The organism is Bradyrhizobium sp. 22 (assembly GCF_000482425.1).
In the GTDB taxonomy this organism is placed as follows: domain Bacteria; phylum Pseudomonadota; class Alphaproteobacteria; order Rhizobiales; family Xanthobacteraceae; genus Bradyrhizobium; species Bradyrhizobium japonicum_B.
In genome coordinates this window covers 1,134,008-1,149,792 of sequence record NZ_KI519399.1, presented here as the reverse complement: position 1 = coordinate 1,149,792, position 15,785 = coordinate 1,134,008, and the positions used below count along the sequence as shown (strand labels likewise).

Annotated in this window: 17 protein-coding genes; 6 read left to right on the top strand and 11 right to left on the bottom strand. The window is 66.0% G+C overall.

The genetic code is table 11. The features are described from left to right. Nucleotides 1-20 precede the first annotated feature (20 nt). The gene (gene lptM, locus K410_RS0106730; RefSeq protein WP_028134134.1) at nucleotides 21-305 is read right to left on the bottom strand and encodes an LPS translocon maturation chaperone LptM; all 285 of its coding nucleotides are present in this window, start codon (nucleotides 303-305) and stop codon (nucleotides 21-23) included. Nucleotides 306-392: 87 nt separating this feature from the next. Continuing rightward, nucleotides 393-1,796 carry an argininosuccinate lyase gene (gene argH / locus K410_RS0106725; RefSeq protein WP_028134133.1) on the bottom strand — a complete coding sequence of 468 codons (1,404 nt, stop codon included), beginning with the start codon at nucleotides 1,794-1,796 and terminating at the stop codon, nucleotides 393-395. A 101-nt stretch (nucleotides 1,797-1,897) separates the two neighbouring features. Here argH and tlpA point away from each other — a divergent pair, with 101 nt between their 5' ends. Beyond that, on the top strand, nucleotides 1,898-2,563 hold the full coding sequence (gene tlpA / locus K410_RS0106720) for a thiol:disulfide interchange protein TlpA (protein ID WP_028134132.1): 666 nt from the start codon (nucleotides 1,898-1,900) through the stop codon (nucleotides 2,561-2,563). Between the two features lie 6 nt (nucleotides 2,564-2,569). Here tlpA and K410_RS0106715 read toward each other — a convergent pair whose 3' ends face one another. The 6 genes from K410_RS0106715 to K410_RS0106690 form a co-directional block, all read right to left on the bottom strand. Then, complete coding sequence (locus tag K410_RS0106715) at nucleotides 2,570-2,764, bottom strand: hypothetical protein (protein ID WP_028134131.1); 195 nt, start codon at nucleotides 2,762-2,764, stop codon at nucleotides 2,570-2,572. 219 nt (nucleotides 2,765-2,983) lie between these two features. After that, nucleotides 2,984-3,865, bottom strand: coding sequence for a 3-hydroxybutyryl-CoA dehydrogenase (locus tag K410_RS0106710; protein WP_028134130.1), 882 nt, complete (start codon nucleotides 3,863-3,865; stop codon nucleotides 2,984-2,986). A 190-nt stretch (nucleotides 3,866-4,055) separates the two neighbouring features. Continuing rightward, entirely contained in the window at nucleotides 4,056-5,000 is a 945-nt protein-coding gene (locus K410_RS0106705) for an electron transfer flavoprotein subunit alpha/FixB family protein (RefSeq protein WP_028134129.1), read from the bottom strand. Then, nucleotides 5,000-5,749, bottom strand: coding sequence for an electron transfer flavoprotein subunit beta/FixA family protein (locus K410_RS0106700; RefSeq protein WP_028134128.1), 750 nt, complete (start codon nucleotides 5,747-5,749; stop codon nucleotides 5,000-5,002). Before K410_RS0106700 ends, K410_RS0106705 begins: the two co-directional genes overlap by 1 nt. Nucleotides 5,750-5,875: 126 nt before the next feature. Next, nucleotides 5,876-6,448 (bottom strand): cob(I)yrinic acid a,c-diamide adenosyltransferase, encoded by a 573-nt coding sequence (locus tag K410_RS0106695; protein WP_028134127.1) that lies wholly within the window; start codon nucleotides 6,446-6,448, stop codon nucleotides 5,876-5,878. Between the two features lies 1 nt (nucleotide 6,449). Next, the gene (locus tag K410_RS0106690; RefSeq protein WP_028134126.1) at nucleotides 6,450-6,644 is read right to left on the bottom strand and encodes a twin transmembrane helix small protein; all 195 of its coding nucleotides are present in this window, start codon (nucleotides 6,642-6,644) and stop codon (nucleotides 6,450-6,452) included. A 245-nt stretch (nucleotides 6,645-6,889) separates the two neighbouring features. Between K410_RS0106690 and K410_RS0106685 the strand changes: the two genes are divergently transcribed. Continuing rightward, the gene (locus K410_RS0106685; RefSeq protein WP_028134125.1) at nucleotides 6,890-7,783 is read left to right on the top strand and encodes a YihY/virulence factor BrkB family protein; all 894 of its coding nucleotides are present in this window, start codon (nucleotides 6,890-6,892) and stop codon (nucleotides 7,781-7,783) included. Here the strand turns inward: K410_RS0106685 and K410_RS0106680 are convergent. Both K410_RS0106680 and gluQRS read right to left on the bottom strand, forming a co-directional pair. Further along, nucleotides 7,710-8,981 (bottom strand): ATP-binding protein, encoded by a 1,272-nt coding sequence (locus K410_RS0106680; RefSeq protein ID WP_028134124.1) that lies wholly within the window; start codon nucleotides 8,979-8,981, stop codon nucleotides 7,710-7,712. The genes K410_RS0106685 and K410_RS0106680 overlap by 74 nt on opposite strands. Before the next feature lie 104 nt (nucleotides 8,982-9,085). Beyond that, a complete protein-coding gene (gene gluQRS, locus K410_RS0106675) occupies nucleotides 9,086-9,958 on the bottom strand; it encodes a tRNA glutamyl-Q(34) synthetase GluQRS (protein ID WP_028134123.1) in 873 nt (290 codons plus the stop codon). A gap of 184 nt (nucleotides 9,959-10,142) precedes the next feature. On the opposite strand from gluQRS, the gene K410_RS0106670 reads away from it, so the two are divergent. Beyond that, nucleotides 10,143-10,796, top strand: a complete 654-nt coding sequence (locus K410_RS0106670; RefSeq protein ID WP_028134122.1) for a DNA-3-methyladenine glycosylase family protein — start codon at nucleotides 10,143-10,145, stop codon at nucleotides 10,794-10,796. 147 nt (nucleotides 10,797-10,943) lie between these two features. Here the strand turns inward: K410_RS0106670 and K410_RS0106665 are convergent, their stop codons facing one another. Beyond that, nucleotides 10,944-11,831 (bottom strand): LysR family transcriptional regulator, encoded by an 888-nt coding sequence (locus tag K410_RS0106665; protein ID WP_028134121.1) that lies wholly within the window; start codon nucleotides 11,829-11,831, stop codon nucleotides 10,944-10,946. A gap of 179 nt (nucleotides 11,832-12,010) precedes the next feature. Here K410_RS0106665 and K410_RS0106660 point away from each other — a divergent pair, with 179 nt between their 5' ends. The 3 genes from K410_RS0106660 to K410_RS0106650 are packed head-to-tail and all read left to right on the top strand — an operon-like array spanning nucleotide 12,011 to nucleotide 15,770. Continuing rightward, the gene (locus K410_RS0106660; protein WP_028134120.1) at nucleotides 12,011-12,985 is read left to right on the top strand and encodes an NAD(P)H-dependent flavin oxidoreductase; all 975 of its coding nucleotides are present in this window, start codon (nucleotides 12,011-12,013) and stop codon (nucleotides 12,983-12,985) included. Nucleotides 12,986-13,020: 35 nt separating this feature from the next. After that, on the top strand, nucleotides 13,021-14,205 hold the full coding sequence (locus K410_RS0106655) for an ABC transporter substrate-binding protein (protein ID WP_028134119.1): 1,185 nt from the start codon (nucleotides 13,021-13,023) through the stop codon (nucleotides 14,203-14,205). Nucleotides 14,206-14,228: 23 nt separating this feature from the next. Beyond that, nucleotides 14,229-15,770 (top strand): acyl-CoA synthetase, encoded by a 1,542-nt coding sequence (locus tag K410_RS0106650; RefSeq protein WP_028134118.1) that lies wholly within the window; start codon nucleotides 14,229-14,231, stop codon nucleotides 15,768-15,770. Nucleotides 15,771-15,785: the final 15 nt, after the last annotated feature.

Here is a 15,785-nt window from a genome sequence, read left to right as displayed (position 1 = left end):
GCAGGCTCGGTTGTCCCGGCTTATCTCCGGCCGGGCGGTTCGTCCAGGAGCGGATCGAGAATGAACGGCTTCTTGCGGCCCTTGGCCGCCGCGGGCGCAGGATCCGCACCACCCGTGGTTGGATTGAAGGCGCCTGGCGTCCTCGGAGCGTCGGTCTCCGTATCGATTGCGGCGCCGCTGGTCGCGGAAGCCGTCGGCGGCAGATCGAGCGGGCCTTTGCGGCCGCAGCCGGCAAGCGCGAGCGCCGTCAGGCTCAAGACAATGATGGCCCACCCCGAACCGGCCGGGCGAAACTTTGACGTCACGACGAAATCCCCACTACGCGGGCCGCACCATACAGAGATTGGCGCACTCTGGCGAGAGCCGGATGACCATGAAACATCAGCGAAATTTTACCCTCGGCCCGATTTTCGCTCTTTTTCCAGCCGCTTCGCCCAGGCCTTGGCCTGCGACGCCACGTTCTTCGGCGCGGTGCCGCCGAAGCTGGTGCGGCTCTTCACCGACGATTCGACCGACAGCACGCCGAACACGTCCTTGGTGATCTCAGGCTCGATGGCCTGCATCTCGCTCAGCGACAGCTCGTGCAGCGCCACGCTGCCCTCGGCCGCCTTGGCGACGATGCGACCGGTGACGTGATGAGCCTCGCGGAACGGCATCTTCAGCGTCCGCACCAGCCAGTCGGCGAGATCGGTCGCGGTGGCATAGCCCTCGCCGGCGGCGGCCTTCATCTTGGCTTCGTCGGGAACGAGGTCGCGGACCATGCCGGTCATGGCGCGGATCGCCAGCGACAGCGCGGCAAAGCCCTCCATGGCGCCCTGCTTGTCCTCCTGCATGTCCTTTTGATAGGCGAGCGGCAGGCCCTTCATCACGATCAGCAGGCCGCTGAGCGCGCCGATGACGCGGCCGGTCTTGGCGCGCACGAGCTCGGCGGCATCCGGATTGCGCTTCTGCGGCATGATCGAGGATCCCGTGGTGAACTTGTCGCTCAGCCTGACAAGGCCGACCAGCGGCGAGGTCCAGATCACGATCTCCTCGGCAAAGCGCGACATGTGCACGGCGCAGATCGAGGCCGCCGACAGCGTCTCCAGCACGAAGTCGCGGTCGGAGACGGCATCGAGCGAGTTCGCCATCGGACGGTCGAAGGCAAGCGCCTTGGCGGTGGCGTGGCGGTCGATCGGGAACGAGGTGCCGGCCAGCGCGGCGGCGCCGAGCGGGGATTCGTTGAGCCGCTTGCGCGCATCCTGGAACCGGCCGCGGTCGCGCGCGGCCATCTCGACATAGGCGAGCAAATGGTGGCCGAAGGTGACGGGTTGCGCGGTCTGCAGATGCGTGAAGCCGGGCATCACGGTTGCGGCATGCTCCAGCGCGCGCTCGACCAGCGCCTGCTGGAACGCGGCGAGCGCGGCATCGGTCTCGTCGATCACGTCGCGGACGAACAGACGGAAATCGGTCGCGACCTGGTCGTTGCGCGAGCGCGCGGTGTGCAGCCGTCCGGCGGCGGGGCCGATCAGCTCGGACAGGCGGCTCTCGACATTCATATGGATGTCCTCGAGCGCGCGCTTGAACTCGAAGCCGCCCTTGCCGATCTCTGACAAAATCGTGTCTAGACCCTTGCCGATATTTTTCGCATCAGAACCCGTGATGATGCCTTGGCTGGCGAGCATCGCAGCGTGGGCCTTGGATGCGGCAATGTCCTGGGCGTAGAGGTGACGATCGACGTCGATGGAGACGTTGATCTCCTCCATGATCTCGTCGGGACGTTCCGAGAACCGGCCGCCCCACATCTTGTTGCTCATGATCCCCTGCTCACGCCTTGATTTGCCGCACGTTTGCCGGCCGCCGCCAGCCGTATTAAGAGGCCCCTGATAGCCATATCTGCGACCGGATGACAAACGATATGCTCGACCAGAAGCCCTCCGCCACGCGCCGGGTCCCCCTCGTGATCGCCATCGTGGCGATCGGGGGCCTCGCCGGCTTTGCCGCGCTGTATGGGCTCGGCCTCGGTCGCTCGCCCGCAGGCGATCCGACCTGCCGGTCGGCAGTGGCCACGGCGCAAAAGATCGCCCCGCTCGCCCATGGCGAGGTAGCAGCGCTGACCATGGCGAGCGCGCCGCTGAAGCTGCCCGACCTCGCCTTCGAGGATTCCGACGGCAAGCCGAAGAAGCTGTCGGATTTCCGCGGCAAGACGCTGCTGGTGAACCTCTGGGCGACCTGGTGCGTGCCGTGCCGGAAGGAAATGCCGGCGCTGGACGAGCTGCAGGGCAAGCTGTCGGGCCCGAATTTCGAGGTGGTGGCGATCAATATCGACACCCGCGACCCCGAGAAACCGAAAAACTTCCTGAAAGAGGCCAATCTCAGCCGACTGAGCTATTTCAGCGATCAGAAAGCCAAGGTTTTTCAGGATCTTAAGGCCATAGGCCGAGCCCTGGGCATGCCGACCTCGGTGCTGGTCGATCCGCAGGGCTGTGAGATCGCGACGATCGCGGGGCCGGCGGAATGGGCGAGCGAGGACGCGCTCAAGCTGATCCGGGCGGCGACGGGCAAGGCTGCCGCGGCGCTCTAATTAGTCTCAGGCGGTGACGTTGAGATTGCCGCCGACGCCAGGGCCGACATTGGCGAGCGAGGGCTGGCCGGCGCCGAGCAGTGTCAGGACGGTGGATTTCTCCATATCCGCGTTCTGCTTGGTCAGCGTCGCCGCAATACTCGACTGCAGTGCGCCTTGCTGAGCGGCCAGCATGGTGCTGACCATTGCCATCATGTCCATTACGCGAACCCTCGTACTGGCCGCAGCCTAGGCGCGAGAGGTTAACGGGACATGAAATGTCACGGATGGAGTGAAGTAGCCGTGTCCCGGACAAGGTGCGACACGAAGTGACGCACCGCAGAGCCGGGACCCATGTCTCAGCGTGCGCTTGGCTGCTGGGCCCCGGCTCTGCAGCGCATCGCTGACGCGCTGCGCAGCGTCCGGGGCACGAGACTGCCCCTATCGCGTCGGAACCGGCTTGGCGCCGCGGTAATCGTAGAAGCCGCGCTGGGTCTTGCGGCCGAGCCAGCCGGCCTCGACGTACTTCACCAGCAGCGGGCACGGACGGTATTTGGAGTCGGCGAGACCCTCGTGCAGCACCTGCATGATGGAGAGGCAGGTATCGAGCCCGATGAAATCGGCGAGCTCGAGCGGGCCCATCGGATGGTGCGCCCCGAGCTTCATCGCAGCATCGATCGCCTCGACATTGCCGACGCCTTCATACAGCGTGTAGATCGCCTCGTTGATCATCGGCAACAGGATGCGGTTGACGATGAAGGCCGGGAAATCCTCGGAGACCGCGACCTGCTTGCCGAGCTTGGCGACGAATTCCTTGGACGCCTCGAAGGTCGCATCATCGGTGGCGATGCCGCGGATCAGCTCCACCAGCTCCATCAGCGGAACCGGATTCATGAAGTGAATGCCGATGAAGCGCTCGGGCCGGTCTGTGGCGGCGGCAAGCCGCGTGATCGAGATCGAGGACGTATCGGAGGCGACGATTGCCTCGGGCTTCAGCACCGCGCAGAGCTCGTGGAAGATCTTGCGCTTGACCTCTTCCTTCTCCACCGCGGTCTCGATCACGAGGTCGCAATCGGCGAGGTCGTCGAGCTTTTCGGCCGGCGTGATGCGCGCCATCGCCTTGGCCTTGTCGTCCTCGGAAACCGCCTTCTTGGAGACCTGGCGCGCCAGATTGCCGTTGATGGTGGCCATGCCCGACTTGAGGCGGTCGGCCGAGATGTCGTTGAGCACCACGTCGAAGCCGGCGAGCGCCGCGACATGCGCGATGCCGTTGCCCATCTGACCCGCGCCGATCACGCCGACCTTCTTGATCACTGCCGCCATATTGTCATCCACCGGAACCGCGCGACGCGCGCTTGCCACTACCCCTTGAGCCGGGAGGTCCGATTTAATCAGAACCTTGGCTCGAAACCTAGATTGGATCGCGTCGAAGGCGTGCCCCACGCCAAGAAAACGGCTCAAAAAAGCAACACCGGCCGGAGTTTATACCTCCGGCCGGTGTTTTCGACGTCTTTTACTTGCCGAGCTTGCCGAGTTCGGCCGTCAGCTCCGGAACCGCCTGGTAGAGGTCGGCGACCAGGCCGTAATCGGCAACCTGGAAGATCGGTGCGTCCTCGTCCTTGTTGATCGCGACGATCACCTTGGAGTCCTTCATGCCGGCCAGATGCTGAATGGCGCCGGAAATGCCGACGGCGACATAGAGCTCGGGCGCCACGACCTTGCCGGTCTGGCCGACCTGCCAGTCGTTCGGGGCATAGCCGGCGTCCACCGCCGCGCGCGAGGCGCCGACACCGGCCCCGAGCTTGTCAGCGAGCGGCTCGATGTACTTGGCGAAATTCTCGCGGCTCTGCATGGCACGGCCACCGGAAACGATGATCTTGGCCGAGGTCAGCTCGGGACGATCGCTCTTGGCGACCTCCTCGCCGACGAAGGTCGACAGGCCCGGATCGGCCGCAGCCTGAACGGCCTCGACCGGCGCGCTGCCACCCTCGCCCGCAGCGGCGAAGGTCGAGGTCCGCACCGTGATGACCTTCTTGGCGTCCTTCGACTTCACCGTCTGGATGGCGTTGCCGGCATAGATCGGGCGCTCGAAGGTATCAGGGGCGACCACCTTGATGATCTCCGAGACCTGCATGACGTCGAGCAGCGCGGCGACGCGCGGCATCACGTTCTTGAAGCGCGAGGTCGCGGGCGCGACGATGGCGTCATAGCCGGACGCCAGCGATACGATCAGCGCGGCCAGCGGCTCGGCGAGATCGTGCGCATAGAGGTCGCCGTCGGCGAGCCGCACCTTCTTCACGCCGGCGAGCTTGGCAGCGGCATCGGCCGCGGCCTTGGCGTTCTGGCCGGCAACGAGAACCTCGACATCCGCGCCGAGCGCGCTAGCTGCGGTCAGGGCCTTGTTGGTGGCGTCCTTGAGCGACGCATTGTCGTGTTCGGCAATCAGAAGCGTCGTCATCAGAGCACCCCGGCTTCGTTCTTGAGTTTCGACACCAGCTCGGCGACGTCCTTGACCTTGACGCCGGCCTTGCGGCCCGCAGGTTCAGTCGTCTTGAGAACCTCGAGACGCGCGGCGACGTCGACGCCGTAATCGGCGACGGCCTTCTCCGCGATCGGCTTCTTCTTCGCCTTCATGATGTTGGGCAGCGAGGCGTAACGCGGCTCGTTGAGACGCAGATCCGTGGTGACGATCGCCGGTCCCTTCAGCTGCACGGTCTGCAGGCCGCCGTCGACTTCGCGGGTCACCTTGAAGCCGGAGCCTTCGACCTCGAGCTTGGAGGCGAATGTCGCCTGCGACCAGCCGAGCAGTGCAGCCAGCATCTGGCCGGTCTGGTTGGAATCGTCGTCGATCGCCTGCTTGCCCAGGATGATGAGACCCGGCTGCTCTTCTTCGGCGACCTTCTTCAGGATCTTGGCGACCGCGAGCGGCTCGACTGCGCCTTCCGCTTTCACCAGGATGCCGCGATCGGCGCCCATGGCAAGACCCGTGCGGATCGTCTCCGACGCCTGCGCCGGCCCGATGGAGACCACCACGACTTCGGTCGCCTTGCCGGCTTCCTTCAGGCGCAGCGCTTCCTCGACCGCGATTTCGTCGAACGGGTTCATCGACATCTTGACGTTGGCGAGTTCAACGCCCGATCCATCGCCCTTGACGCGGACCTTGACGTTGTAATCGACCACCCGCTTTACCGGCACTAAGACCTTCATCGATCCTCTTTCACTCAATTTGGGAGGGGGGTTATCAACTGGCGCGGAACCTAAAGGCCCGATCTGCCCCGGTCAACGCGCGAACGGGCCTAAATTTGGCCTCCTGAAATGCGGAAGGCGCGATGGTCAACGGTTCTGGCCGGGAACCCAAAGCACGTCACCGGCGCCATTGCCGTTGGCGGCCCGGCTGGCGACGAACAGGAAGTCCGAGAGGCGGTTCATATATTGGATGCCTGCCGCGCTGACCGGCTCGCCGGGCCGGGCTGCCAGTTCCACGATGACCCGTTCCGCCCTGCGGCATATCGTGCGTGCCACATGGAGATGGGCCGCAGCTGGCGTGCCGCCGGGAAGCACGAAGGAGGTGAGCGGGGCAAGCTTGTCGTTGAGCGCGTCGATGTCGCGCTCGAGCCGCTCGACCTGGCTCGCCACCACCCGCAGGCGCTCCGCCTTGCCTTCACGCTCGGGCACCGCGAGATCGGCACCGAGATCGAACAGATCGTTCTGGATGCGGCCGAGCATCGCGTCGAGCTCGGGCAGGTCTTGCGTATGGAGCCTGACCACGCCGATCGCGGCGTTGGTCTCGTCGACGGTGCCATAGGCCTCGATGCGCAGATCGTATTTCGGACGGCGCTCGCCGGTTCCGAGCGCGGTCGTGCCGTCGTCGCCGGTCTTGGTGTAGATGCGGTTCAACGTGACCATGTCAGCGCCCCATCGCCCAGACCGCGAGCATCGCGATGATGATCGCCACGAACTGGAGCAGCACGCGCCAGCGCATCAATTTCTGCGAGGTGTTGGGCGAGCCGCCGCGCATCATGTTGATGAGGCCGAGCAGCAGGACCAGAGCCACGGCGCCGGCCGCCGCCGGCAGGATGAAAGTCGTCAGGAGAGATGCCATCGGGGGGTGATAACACCGTGCGCGCCGGTCCGCCATCTCCTCAGTTTCGTCATTCCGGGGCGATGCGCCGAGACCGCGGAGCGAGGCGCGGCGTATCGACCTCGGAATGACGGCGCGGCGCTTCGCGATCTGGCTTTTAAGCCGATAATGTCAGAAGCTGGCTGTATGATTTCCGATTTGCATCCGGCATCGACCGTCTTCCCCTCTCCCCGCCTGCGGCGCGCGGAAGCAGTACGGGGCATCCAGTGAAAGCCGTCCGCTACATTTACTGCGTCCTGGAGGATGCATTCTACACGTTCCTGGCCGACGACGGCTGGGCGATCGCAAGCCACATCGCGCTGTCGACGCTGATGGCGCTGTTCCCGTTCCTGATCGTGCTGACCTCGCTGGCCGGCTTCTTCGGCTCCAAGGAGCTCGCCGACCAGGCCGCAAGCCTGATGCTCCAGGTCTGGCCCAAGCAGGTCGCCGATTCGATCTCGGGCGAGGTCCATGACGTGCTGACCACCACCCGCACCGGCCTGCTCACCATCGGCGCGGCGCTGTCGGTCTATTTCGCCTCCAACGGTGTCGAGGCGCTGCGGGTCGCACTCAACCGCGCCTACGCGGTGGTCGAGATGCGGAGCTGGTACTGGCTCCGGCTGGAATCGATTGCCTATACGATCATCGCGGCCTTCACTGCCCTTGCCATGGCGTTCCTGATCGTGCTCGGCCCGCTCATCATCGAGGCGGCGCGGCGCCACATTCCCCTGTTCGTCGAATCCAACGAAAGCATTCTTACCTGGGTGCGCTACGGCATCTCCATCGGCGCGCTGGTGGTGGCGCTGCTCATCCTGCACGCCTGGCTGCCGGCGGGGCGCCGCAGCTTCCTCCAGATCCTGCCGGGCATCGTCTTCACCATCGTGGCATCGCTGATCTCGAGCATCGTATTCGGACAATATCTGGCGCGCTTCGCCAACAATTACGTGACCATGTATGCCGGGCTTGCCTCGGTCATCATCGCGCTGGTGTTTCTGTACTTCATCGCCGCGATCTTCGTTTACGGCGGCGAGCTCAACGCCGCGATCATCAAGTCGCGGCTTCCTCACGGCGTGTCGCTTCAAGCAGCGCAGTCGCTAAAGCCCTCGGAGACACAGGCTTGACCAGGAAGGCGTCGGCGCCGGCTTCGCGCGAGGCCGCTTCGTCCTCGCCGCGGCCGGACACCCCGATGATCGGGATCTGAGCCAACGGCGCGTCCATGGTGCGGATGCGCCTGATGGCCTCGACGCCGTCGATGCCCGGCAGCACCATGTCCATCAGCACCGCATCGAACGCGCCTTGCGCCAGCCGGCCGACGGCGTCCTCGCCGCGCCCGATGAACTCGGCATGATGACCGAGCTCGGTCAGGATGGTGTTGAGCACGACACGGCCGAACGGGTTGTCCTCGACGCTGAGGACGCGCAGCGCCGCGGCCGCATCCGTCCCGGCTTCGTCCTTCGCCTTGCTGGAATTGCCCGGTCCGGTGGCATCCAGCGATATCGTCAGGGTGAAGGTGGCGCCGCCGCCGCGGCGCGGCGCGACGGTGATGTCGCCGCCCATCGCTCGCGCCAATTGCTTGACCGAGGATAGGCCGAGGCCGGCGCCGCCGAAGCGTGAGGCGATGGTGACATTGGCCTGGGTGAACGGGCGGAACAGCCGCTTGATCTCGCCCATGGTGAGGCCGATGCCGCTGTCGGACACCGCGAAAGCAACGGCGACCCTGTCCTTGCCTTTGGCCTTGCCCTTCTGTTTGCCCACGGTGGGAGCGACCGCGAGCGCCACGGCGCCCTGGTCCGTGAATTTCACGGCATTGTCGATCAGGTTCTCGAGCGCCGCGCGCAGGCGGACGGGATCGCCGACCACGAGGCCGGGAAGCTGGTCGGAGATCTCGACCTGGGCCTGGAGACCCTTGGCCGCGGCGCGCCCCGCAAGCGAATCGCCGGCGCTGCGGGCGAGCGTGCGCAGATCGAACAGGTCCTGCCGCAGCGTGCTGCCACCCTTCCCGGCCCCCTTGCCGCTTCTGGCAGCATCCACGAACAGCGTGGCAAGGCTCGCCAGATGCTCGGCACCGGCCTTGATGGTGTCGGCCCAGCGCCGCTCCCGTTCGCCGAGATCGGAAGTCGCGAGCAGGTCGCTGATCGCCAGAATGCCGGTCAGGGGCGTGCGAACCTCATGGGCAAAGGCGGCGAGCGCCGCCTGGACCACATCAGGCGTGACCGTCCTGGTGCTGCGCTTGCGCACCTGCCCCGTCGCCCCGGACCGCTTCCGAGGCGGCCGCCTGGACGTCTTCGTGGTGCGCGCTGGGCGCTTCTTCGCCGCCATGAATCCCCTTCGAAGTATCCCCTTCGGACCCCCGGGCTGTTGCCGAGCATGGCACGGCGAAACACCCGGAGTCACGGCGACGTTTCGCTAACCCCCAGAGAAACTTAACCTAATCCCACCAGCTGGCGGATACCGGCAGGCGTGACGCCGGCCGCGCGCAAGTCGCGCAGACCGGTCGAGCGGCTCGATTTCGACAGCTTCCGCCCCTCGCGGTCGCAAATCAGCCGGTGATGGCGGTAGGCCGGTTCGCCCAGGCCAAGCAGCACTTGGAGCAGGCGATGGACGGACGTTGCGTGAAACAGATCCTGGCCGCGCACGATCTCGCTGACGCCCTGAAGCGCGTCGTCGACGACGACCGACAGATGGTAGCTGGTCGGAATCTCCTTGCGGGCCAGGATCACGTCGCCCCAGGCCTGCGGTCGCGCCGGGACGGTGCCGCGCTCACGATCAGGCCCGTCACCCAGCTCGCTCCAGCTCAGACGGGCGGCATGGCGGCAGGCGGCCTGCATGTCGAGCCGAAGCGCATAGGGCGCGCCTGACGCGATCAAATGCGACCGCTCGTCAGCCGACAATGATCTGGCATCGCCAGGATAAAGCGGCGCGCCGTCGGGATCGCGCGGCCACGGCCCGTTCGCCTCGCGCACGGCAACGAGCTTTGCGATCTCTGCCCGGCTCTCGAAGGCGGGATAGACGAGACCGAGCGCCGACAGTCTATCCAGCGCGGCGCGATAATCGGCGAGATGCTCCGACTGTCGCCGCACCGGAATCTCCCAGTCAATCCCCAGCCAGGCAAGATCCTCGAAGATCGCCGCCTCGTATTCCGGTCGGCAGCGCGTCGCGTCGATATCCTCGATCCGTAGCAACAGACGCCCGCCGGTCTCCTGCGCGCGCTCGAAATTCAGCAGCGCGGACAAGGCGTGGCCGAGATGCAGGAAGCCGTTGGGGCTGGGGGCGAATCGGAAAACGGGTGGCGCCATGCGAAAGGACTCGTCATGGCCGGGCTTGTCCCGGCCATCCACGTTCTTCGGTATCACACCGCGAGCGTGTCAAGGTCACGGACTTACGGACACGCTCTCCCATGCTAAACATGCTCGGTGGCCAGAGAGACGTGGATGGCCGGGACAAGCCCGGCCATGACGACAGAGAGCTTGCCAGATTGTCATGACCCTCCACCTCGAAACCCAATCCGATCTCGAAGAGGCCGTCCATGCGCTGATCAAGCGCGATCCGCGCCTGAAACCAGTGTTCGAGATCGCGGGCATGCCGGCGCTGCGGCGGCGCGAGCCGGGTTTTGCGGGGCTTGCCCACATCGTCTGCGGACAGCAGCTCTCGACCGCGAGCGCCGCGGCAATCTGGGGTCGGCTGTCCGCGGCCTTCGATCCGTTCGACCACGACGCGGTGCGCCGCGCCCGCGCCGACCGGCTGGGGCGGCTCGGCCTCTCGGCCGCCAAGATCAAGACGCTGAAGCATCTGGCGCGCGAAATCGCCGCCGAGCGGCTGAACCTCGACGTGCTCGCGGAGGAAGATGCCGATGCCGCCCATCACACGTTGATCGCGCTGCCCGGCATCGGCCCCTGGACCGCCGACGTCTACCTGCTGTTCTGCCTCGGCCACGGCGATGCCTGGCCGGCCGGCGACCTCGCCGTGCAGGAGGGCATCCGCATCGGACTCGGTCTGAAGGCGCGGCCGACCGAGAAGCAGATGGCGCCGCTCGCCGAACCCTGGCGACCGCTGCGCGGCGCCGCCGCGCATCTGTGGTGGAGCTATTATCGCGCGGTGAAGAAGCGCGAGGGCGCGCTCGCGGGCCAAGCGTGATCATGACAGATGCGGTGTCCCGGACGCGGTGCGGCACGAAGTGACGCGCTGCAGAGCCGGGACCCATGAGCATCGCGAGGTGGATGCATGGGCCCCGGATCAGCAGCGCAACACTGCGTGCTGCGCTGCCGTCCGGGGCACGAGACCCTAACCGCGCAGCCTCGCGCGGTCGGCCCGGGCGCATTCGGCGACGAAGTCTACCACGGCGCGCACCGCCGGAAGCTCGACGAGGTCGGGATGGGCCAGCAGCCATAGATCCGCGACGCTGGCGAGCTTCTGCGGGGCGACGCGAACGAGATCGGAATAGGCTTCGGCGACGAAGCACGAGAGCGCGGAGATTCCGATCCCGGCGCGGACTGCCGCCAGCATGTCTCCCTGGGACGAGCAGCGCATCACCACCCTCGCCTGCCGCGTGACGACGTCGCTCCAGCGCGCGAGCTGCGCATTGGACGTCTGGTCGGCGAAGCCTATGACGCTGTGCTCCTTCCACTCGCCACGCCGTTCGGGCAAGGACCGGCCGGCGGCATAGTCACGCGAGGCATAGAATCCCGTGCCGAGACGGCCGATCTTGCGGCCGACCAGGTTTTCCTCACCGCTGTCGAAGGGCCGCAGCACCACGTCCGCCTCGCGACGGCGCACGCTCGCCGGAAACGGATGGGTGATGATCTCGAGCTGGATATGATCGTGCGCACGCAGGAAGGCGGGCAGGCGCGGCATCAGCCAATGCGAGGCCAGCGTCGCGCCGATCGACAGCTTGACGATGCCCCGCGCCTTGTGTCCTCCCGCCGCGACCGCGGTCTCGGCCCGTAGCGCCGCGGCCGCCATTGCCTCGGCGTGCTCACGCAACGTCCGTCCATCCGCGGTCAGCGCCAGGCCATCGGCGGCGCGCGCCACCAATCGGGTGCCGAGCTGGGCTTCCAGCGCCGCGATCTTGCGGCTGACGGTGGGATGGCTGGTGTGCAGCCGGCGGGCGGCGGCGGTGAAGCTGCCGGTATCGGCCACCGCGACGAAGGTCTTGCAAAGGTCCCAGTCCATCGGACGCCCTGTTCACATCTGAATGACGATCCGTTCATTATTGAACGGCCGGAGCGCGCCGTCCAACCTTATAGTGGGATCAAATCCACAAACGCGGGCGGCCATCCGCCCGCGCGACAATCAACAGGGAAACGCCTCGTCATCCGCCCGCCGGCGGGGCCGCGTTTCAGGAGGACATGATGGCGCTGCCCACTCTCTTGAAGGATTCGCTCGAGCTGCCCGTCGTCGGCTCACCCCTCTTCATCGTTTCCGGCCCGGAGCTGGTGATCGCCCAGTGCAAGGCGGGCGTGGTCGGCTCGTTTCCGGCGCTCAACGCCCGTCCGGTCGAGAAGCTCGACGAGTGGCTAAGCCGGATCGAGGACGAGCTCGGCGAATACAAATCGCGCAATCCCGGCAAGAAGGTCGCGCCCTACGCCGTCAACCAGATCTGCCATGCCTCCAACGACCGGCTGATGAAGGACATGGAGACCTGCGTCAAGCACAAGGCGCCCATCATCATCACCTCGCTGCGGCCGCCGGCCGAGATCGTCGAGGCCGCGCATTCCTATGGCGGCCTCGTGTTCCACGACGTCATCAACGTCAAGCATGCACGCAAGGCCGCCGAACAGGGCGTCGACGGCCTGATCCTGGTCTGCGCCGGCGCCGGCGGGCATGCCGGCACGCTGTCACCCTTCGCGCTGGTGCGCGAGGTCAAGCAATGGTTCGGCGGCGCGATCCTGCTGTCGGGCGCGATCAGCGACGGCTTCGGCATCGCCTCGGCGCTGACGCTCGGCGCCGACCTCGCCTATATGGGCACGCGCTTCATCGCCACGAAGGAAGCCAATGCGGACGAGGCCTACAAGTCCGCGCTGACGCAGCACGCCGCGCACGACATCGTCTACACCAACCTGTTCACCGGCGTGCACGGCAATTATCTGGGACCGTCGATCGCCGCCGCAGGGCTCGATCCGGACAACCTCCCGGTCGCCGACAAGACGAAGATGAACTTCGGTTCCGGCGGCAACATGAAATCGAAAGCTTGGCGGGACATCTGGGGATCGGGCCAAGGCATCGGTCAGATCTCCGACGTCCCTGCAGTCGCCGAGCTCGTCGACCGCATGAAGGGTGAACTCGATCAGGCGAGGCAGGATTTCCTGATGCGCGCGAGCGCCTGACGTTCCGGACTAACAAGACAACACGGGAGGACATCATGAAGCTGGCAGCCGCACTGTTCGGCCTATCCTTGCTGGCGCTCGCCGGCGGCAGTGCCCACGCCGAGGGCAGCGACGAGATCCGGATCGGGCAGACCCTGCCCTACAGCGGCCCGGCATCCGGCTTCGGGACGATCGGACGGACCCAGGAGGCGTTCTTCGAGAAGATCAATGCCGAGGGCGGCATCAACGGCCGCAAGGTCAAGTTCATCACGCTGGATGATGCCTACTCGCCGCCGAAGACGGTGGAGCAGACCCGCAAGCTGGTGGAGCAGGACGAGGTGCTGATGATGTTCGGCTCGCTCGGCACCGCCACCAACAGCGCCGTGCAGCGCTACCTCAACGGCAAGAAGGTGCCGCAGCTGTTCGTGCTCTCGGGCGCGACGAAATGGGCCGATCCGCAGAAATATCCATGGACCATGCCCGGCATGGCCGCCTACGAATCCGAGGGCGTGGTCTATGCCAAGCACGTGCTGCGGACCAAGCCCGGCGCGAAGATCGCCATCCTGTCCCAGAACGACGATTTCGGCCGCGACTATGTCGCCGGCTTCAAGCGCGCGCTCGGCGACAAGGCCGCCGGCATGATCGTCGCGGAGCAGACCTACGAGACCAGCGCGCCGACGATCAGCTCGCAGCTCTCGACCCTGAAGGCATCGGGCGCCGACGTGCTGTTCGGGGTCGTACTCGGCAAGTTCACGTCGCAGATGATCAAGGGCGTCGCCGAGATCGGCTGGAAGCCCGAGCTGTTCTTCGTCCCGACGTCGGCTTCGTCGATCTCGTTCCTGGAGCCGGCCGGGCTCGACAATGCGGTCGGCCTGATCTCGTCGAGCAACCAGAAGGACACGATGGACCCGCAATGGGCCGGCGATCCCGGCGTGAAGGAGTATTTCGCCTTCATGAAGCAGTACATGCCGAATGCAGATCTCTCCAACTCCAACTACGCGGCCGGCTACCATTACGCGACGCTGCTGATGACGGTGCTGAAGGCGTGCAAGGACGATGTCAGCCGCGACAACATCATGCGCCAGGCCGCCTCGCTGAAAGACGTCAAGCTGCCGCTGCTGCTGCCGGGCATCAGTGTGAGCACCGGCCCCGACGACTATCTGCCGTTCCAGCAGCTGCAGCTGCGCCGCTTCAACGGCAAGAGCTGGGTCGGCTTCGGCGACGTGCTCGACGATCGCTAGACATGAGCGGAAAGGGAGACGCCATGATCATCAGCGGCGAGCGCCGGATCGCCCATGACGAGATCCAGGCGCGCATCAGGCGGGCGGCGAGCGGACTCCGCGAGCTCGGTCTCGTTGAGGGTGCCCCGGTCGCCATGATGCTGCGCAACGATTTCGCGTTGTTTGAGGTGGTCGCCGCCTCCGCCGCGCTGGGCAGCCCGGTGGTGCCGATCAACTGGCATCTCAAGGCGGAAGAGGTCCGCTACATCCTGTCCGACAGCGGTGCGAAGATCCTGGTCTGCCACGCCGACCTCCTGCCGCAGATCCGCGGCGGCATTCCGGAGGATGTCCATCTCTTCGTGGTTCGGACGCCGCCCGAGCTCGCGGCGACCTTCGCCCTTCCCCCGGGGCTGACCGAAGTGTCGGCCGGACTGGCTGATTGGGACCGCTGGCGCGACGGCCATCCGGAAACGCAGGAGCCGCCGCGACGGGCCGCGGCGATGATCTACACCTCGGGAACGACAGGCATGCCGAAGGGCGTGCGGCGCATGCCGATGCAGCCCGAACAGGCCGCCGCCTCCGAACGCGTCGGCGCGATCGCCTACGGCATCAAGCCGCGCGAGGACCAAATCGTGCTGATCAATGGGCCGATGTATCACTCGGCGCCGCATTCCTATGGCATGATGGCGTTCCGCAACGGCTGCACCATCGTGCTCCAGCCGCGGTTCGATGCGGAGGAGCTGCTTGCGCTGATCGAGCGTCACCGCGTTACCCACATCCACATGGTCCCGACCATGTTCGTCCGGCTGCAGCGGCTGCCGGAGGCGACAAGACATCGCTACGACCTCTCGTCACTGCGCTTCGTGGTGCACGGCGCCGCGCCCTGCCCGCCCGAGATCAAGCGGGCCATGATCGAATGGTGGGGGCCGGTCATCAACGAATATTTTGGTTCGACCGAGACCGGGATTCCGGTGTGGCACTCTGCCGAGGAAGCCCTGAAGAAGCCCGGCACGGTCGGCCGCGCCATCGAGGGCGGCATCGTCAAGATCTTTCGCGACGACGGCAGCCGCTGCGGCGCTGGCGAGGTCGGCGAGATCTTCATGCGTCAGACCGCAGTGCCCGACTTCGACTATCACGGCAAGGCGCAGGCCCGAGCGGAGGCAGGGCGCGACGGCCTCGTCAGCGTCGGCGACGTCGGCTATCTCGACGAGGACGGCTATCTGTTCCTGTGCGACCGCAAGCGCGACATGGTGATCTCGGGCGGCGTCAACATCTATCCAGCCGAGATCGAGAGCGTGCTGATTGGAATGCCTGGTGTACGCGACTGCGCCGTGTTCGGCATCCCCGACGCCGAATATGGCGAGCGACTGTGCGCCTGCATCGAGCCCGACACCGGCGCGCAGCTCTCCGCCGGTGCTGTGCAGGCCTTCCTGCGCGAGCGGCTGGCCAACTTCAAGGTGCCGAAGGAGATCAAGTTCCTGGATGCGCTGCCCCGCGAGGCGACCGGAAAGATCTTCAAGCGCAAGCTGCGCGATCCCTACTGGGCGGACGGCAAGCCGGGTGGACTGCCTCCGGCAGCCCTCTAAGGTGGATTGAAGCGT

What these genes read in the sequence shown, in the direction of transcription:
- argH (WP_028134133.1), bottom strand. Translation starts at nt 1,796, where the DNA reads ATGAGCAACAAGATGTGGGGCGGCCGGTTCTCGGAACGTCCCGACGAG.
- K410_RS0106700 (WP_028134128.1), bottom strand. Translation starts at nt 5,749, where the DNA reads ATGAAGGTCTTAGTGCCGGTAAAGCGGGTGGTCGATTACAACGTCAAG.
- K410_RS0106705 (WP_028134129.1), bottom strand. Translation starts at nt 5,000, where the DNA reads ATGACGACGCTTCTGATTGCCGAACACGACAATGCGTCGCTCAAGGAC.
- K410_RS0106690 (WP_028134126.1), bottom strand. Translation starts at nt 6,644, where the DNA reads ATGGCATCTCTCCTGACGACTTTCATCCTGCCGGCGGCGGCCGGCGCC.
- K410_RS0106665 (WP_028134121.1), bottom strand. Translation starts at nt 11,831, where the DNA reads ATGGACTGGGACCTTTGCAAGACCTTCGTCGCGGTGGCCGATACCGGC.
- K410_RS0106680 (WP_028134124.1), bottom strand. Translation starts at nt 8,981, where the DNA reads ATGGCGGCGAAGAAGCGCCCAGCGCGCACCACGAAGACGTCCAGGCGG.
- K410_RS0106715 (WP_028134131.1), bottom strand. Translation starts at nt 2,764, where the DNA reads ATGGACATGATGGCAATGGTCAGCACCATGCTGGCCGCTCAGCAAGGC.
- K410_RS0106660 (WP_028134120.1), top strand. Translation starts at nt 12,011, where the DNA reads ATGGCGCTGCCCACTCTCTTGAAGGATTCGCTCGAGCTGCCCGTCGTC.
- K410_RS0106695 (WP_028134127.1), bottom strand. Translation starts at nt 6,448, where the DNA reads ATGGTCACGTTGAACCGCATCTACACCAAGACCGGCGACGACGGCACG.
- K410_RS0106710 (WP_028134130.1), bottom strand. Translation starts at nt 3,865, where the DNA reads ATGGCGGCAGTGATCAAGAAGGTCGGCGTGATCGGCGCGGGTCAGATG.
- K410_RS0106655 (WP_028134119.1), top strand. Translation starts at nt 13,021, where the DNA reads ATGAAGCTGGCAGCCGCACTGTTCGGCCTATCCTTGCTGGCGCTCGCC.
- tlpA (WP_028134132.1), top strand. Translation starts at nt 1,898, where the DNA reads ATGCTCGACCAGAAGCCCTCCGCCACGCGCCGGGTCCCCCTCGTGATC.
- K410_RS0106650 (WP_028134118.1), top strand. Translation starts at nt 14,229, where the DNA reads ATGATCATCAGCGGCGAGCGCCGGATCGCCCATGACGAGATCCAGGCG.
- K410_RS0106670 (WP_028134122.1), top strand. Translation starts at nt 10,143, where the DNA reads ATGACCCTCCACCTCGAAACCCAATCCGATCTCGAAGAGGCCGTCCAT.
- gluQRS (WP_028134123.1), bottom strand. Translation starts at nt 9,958, where the DNA reads ATGGCGCCACCCGTTTTCCGATTCGCCCCCAGCCCCAACGGCTTCCTG.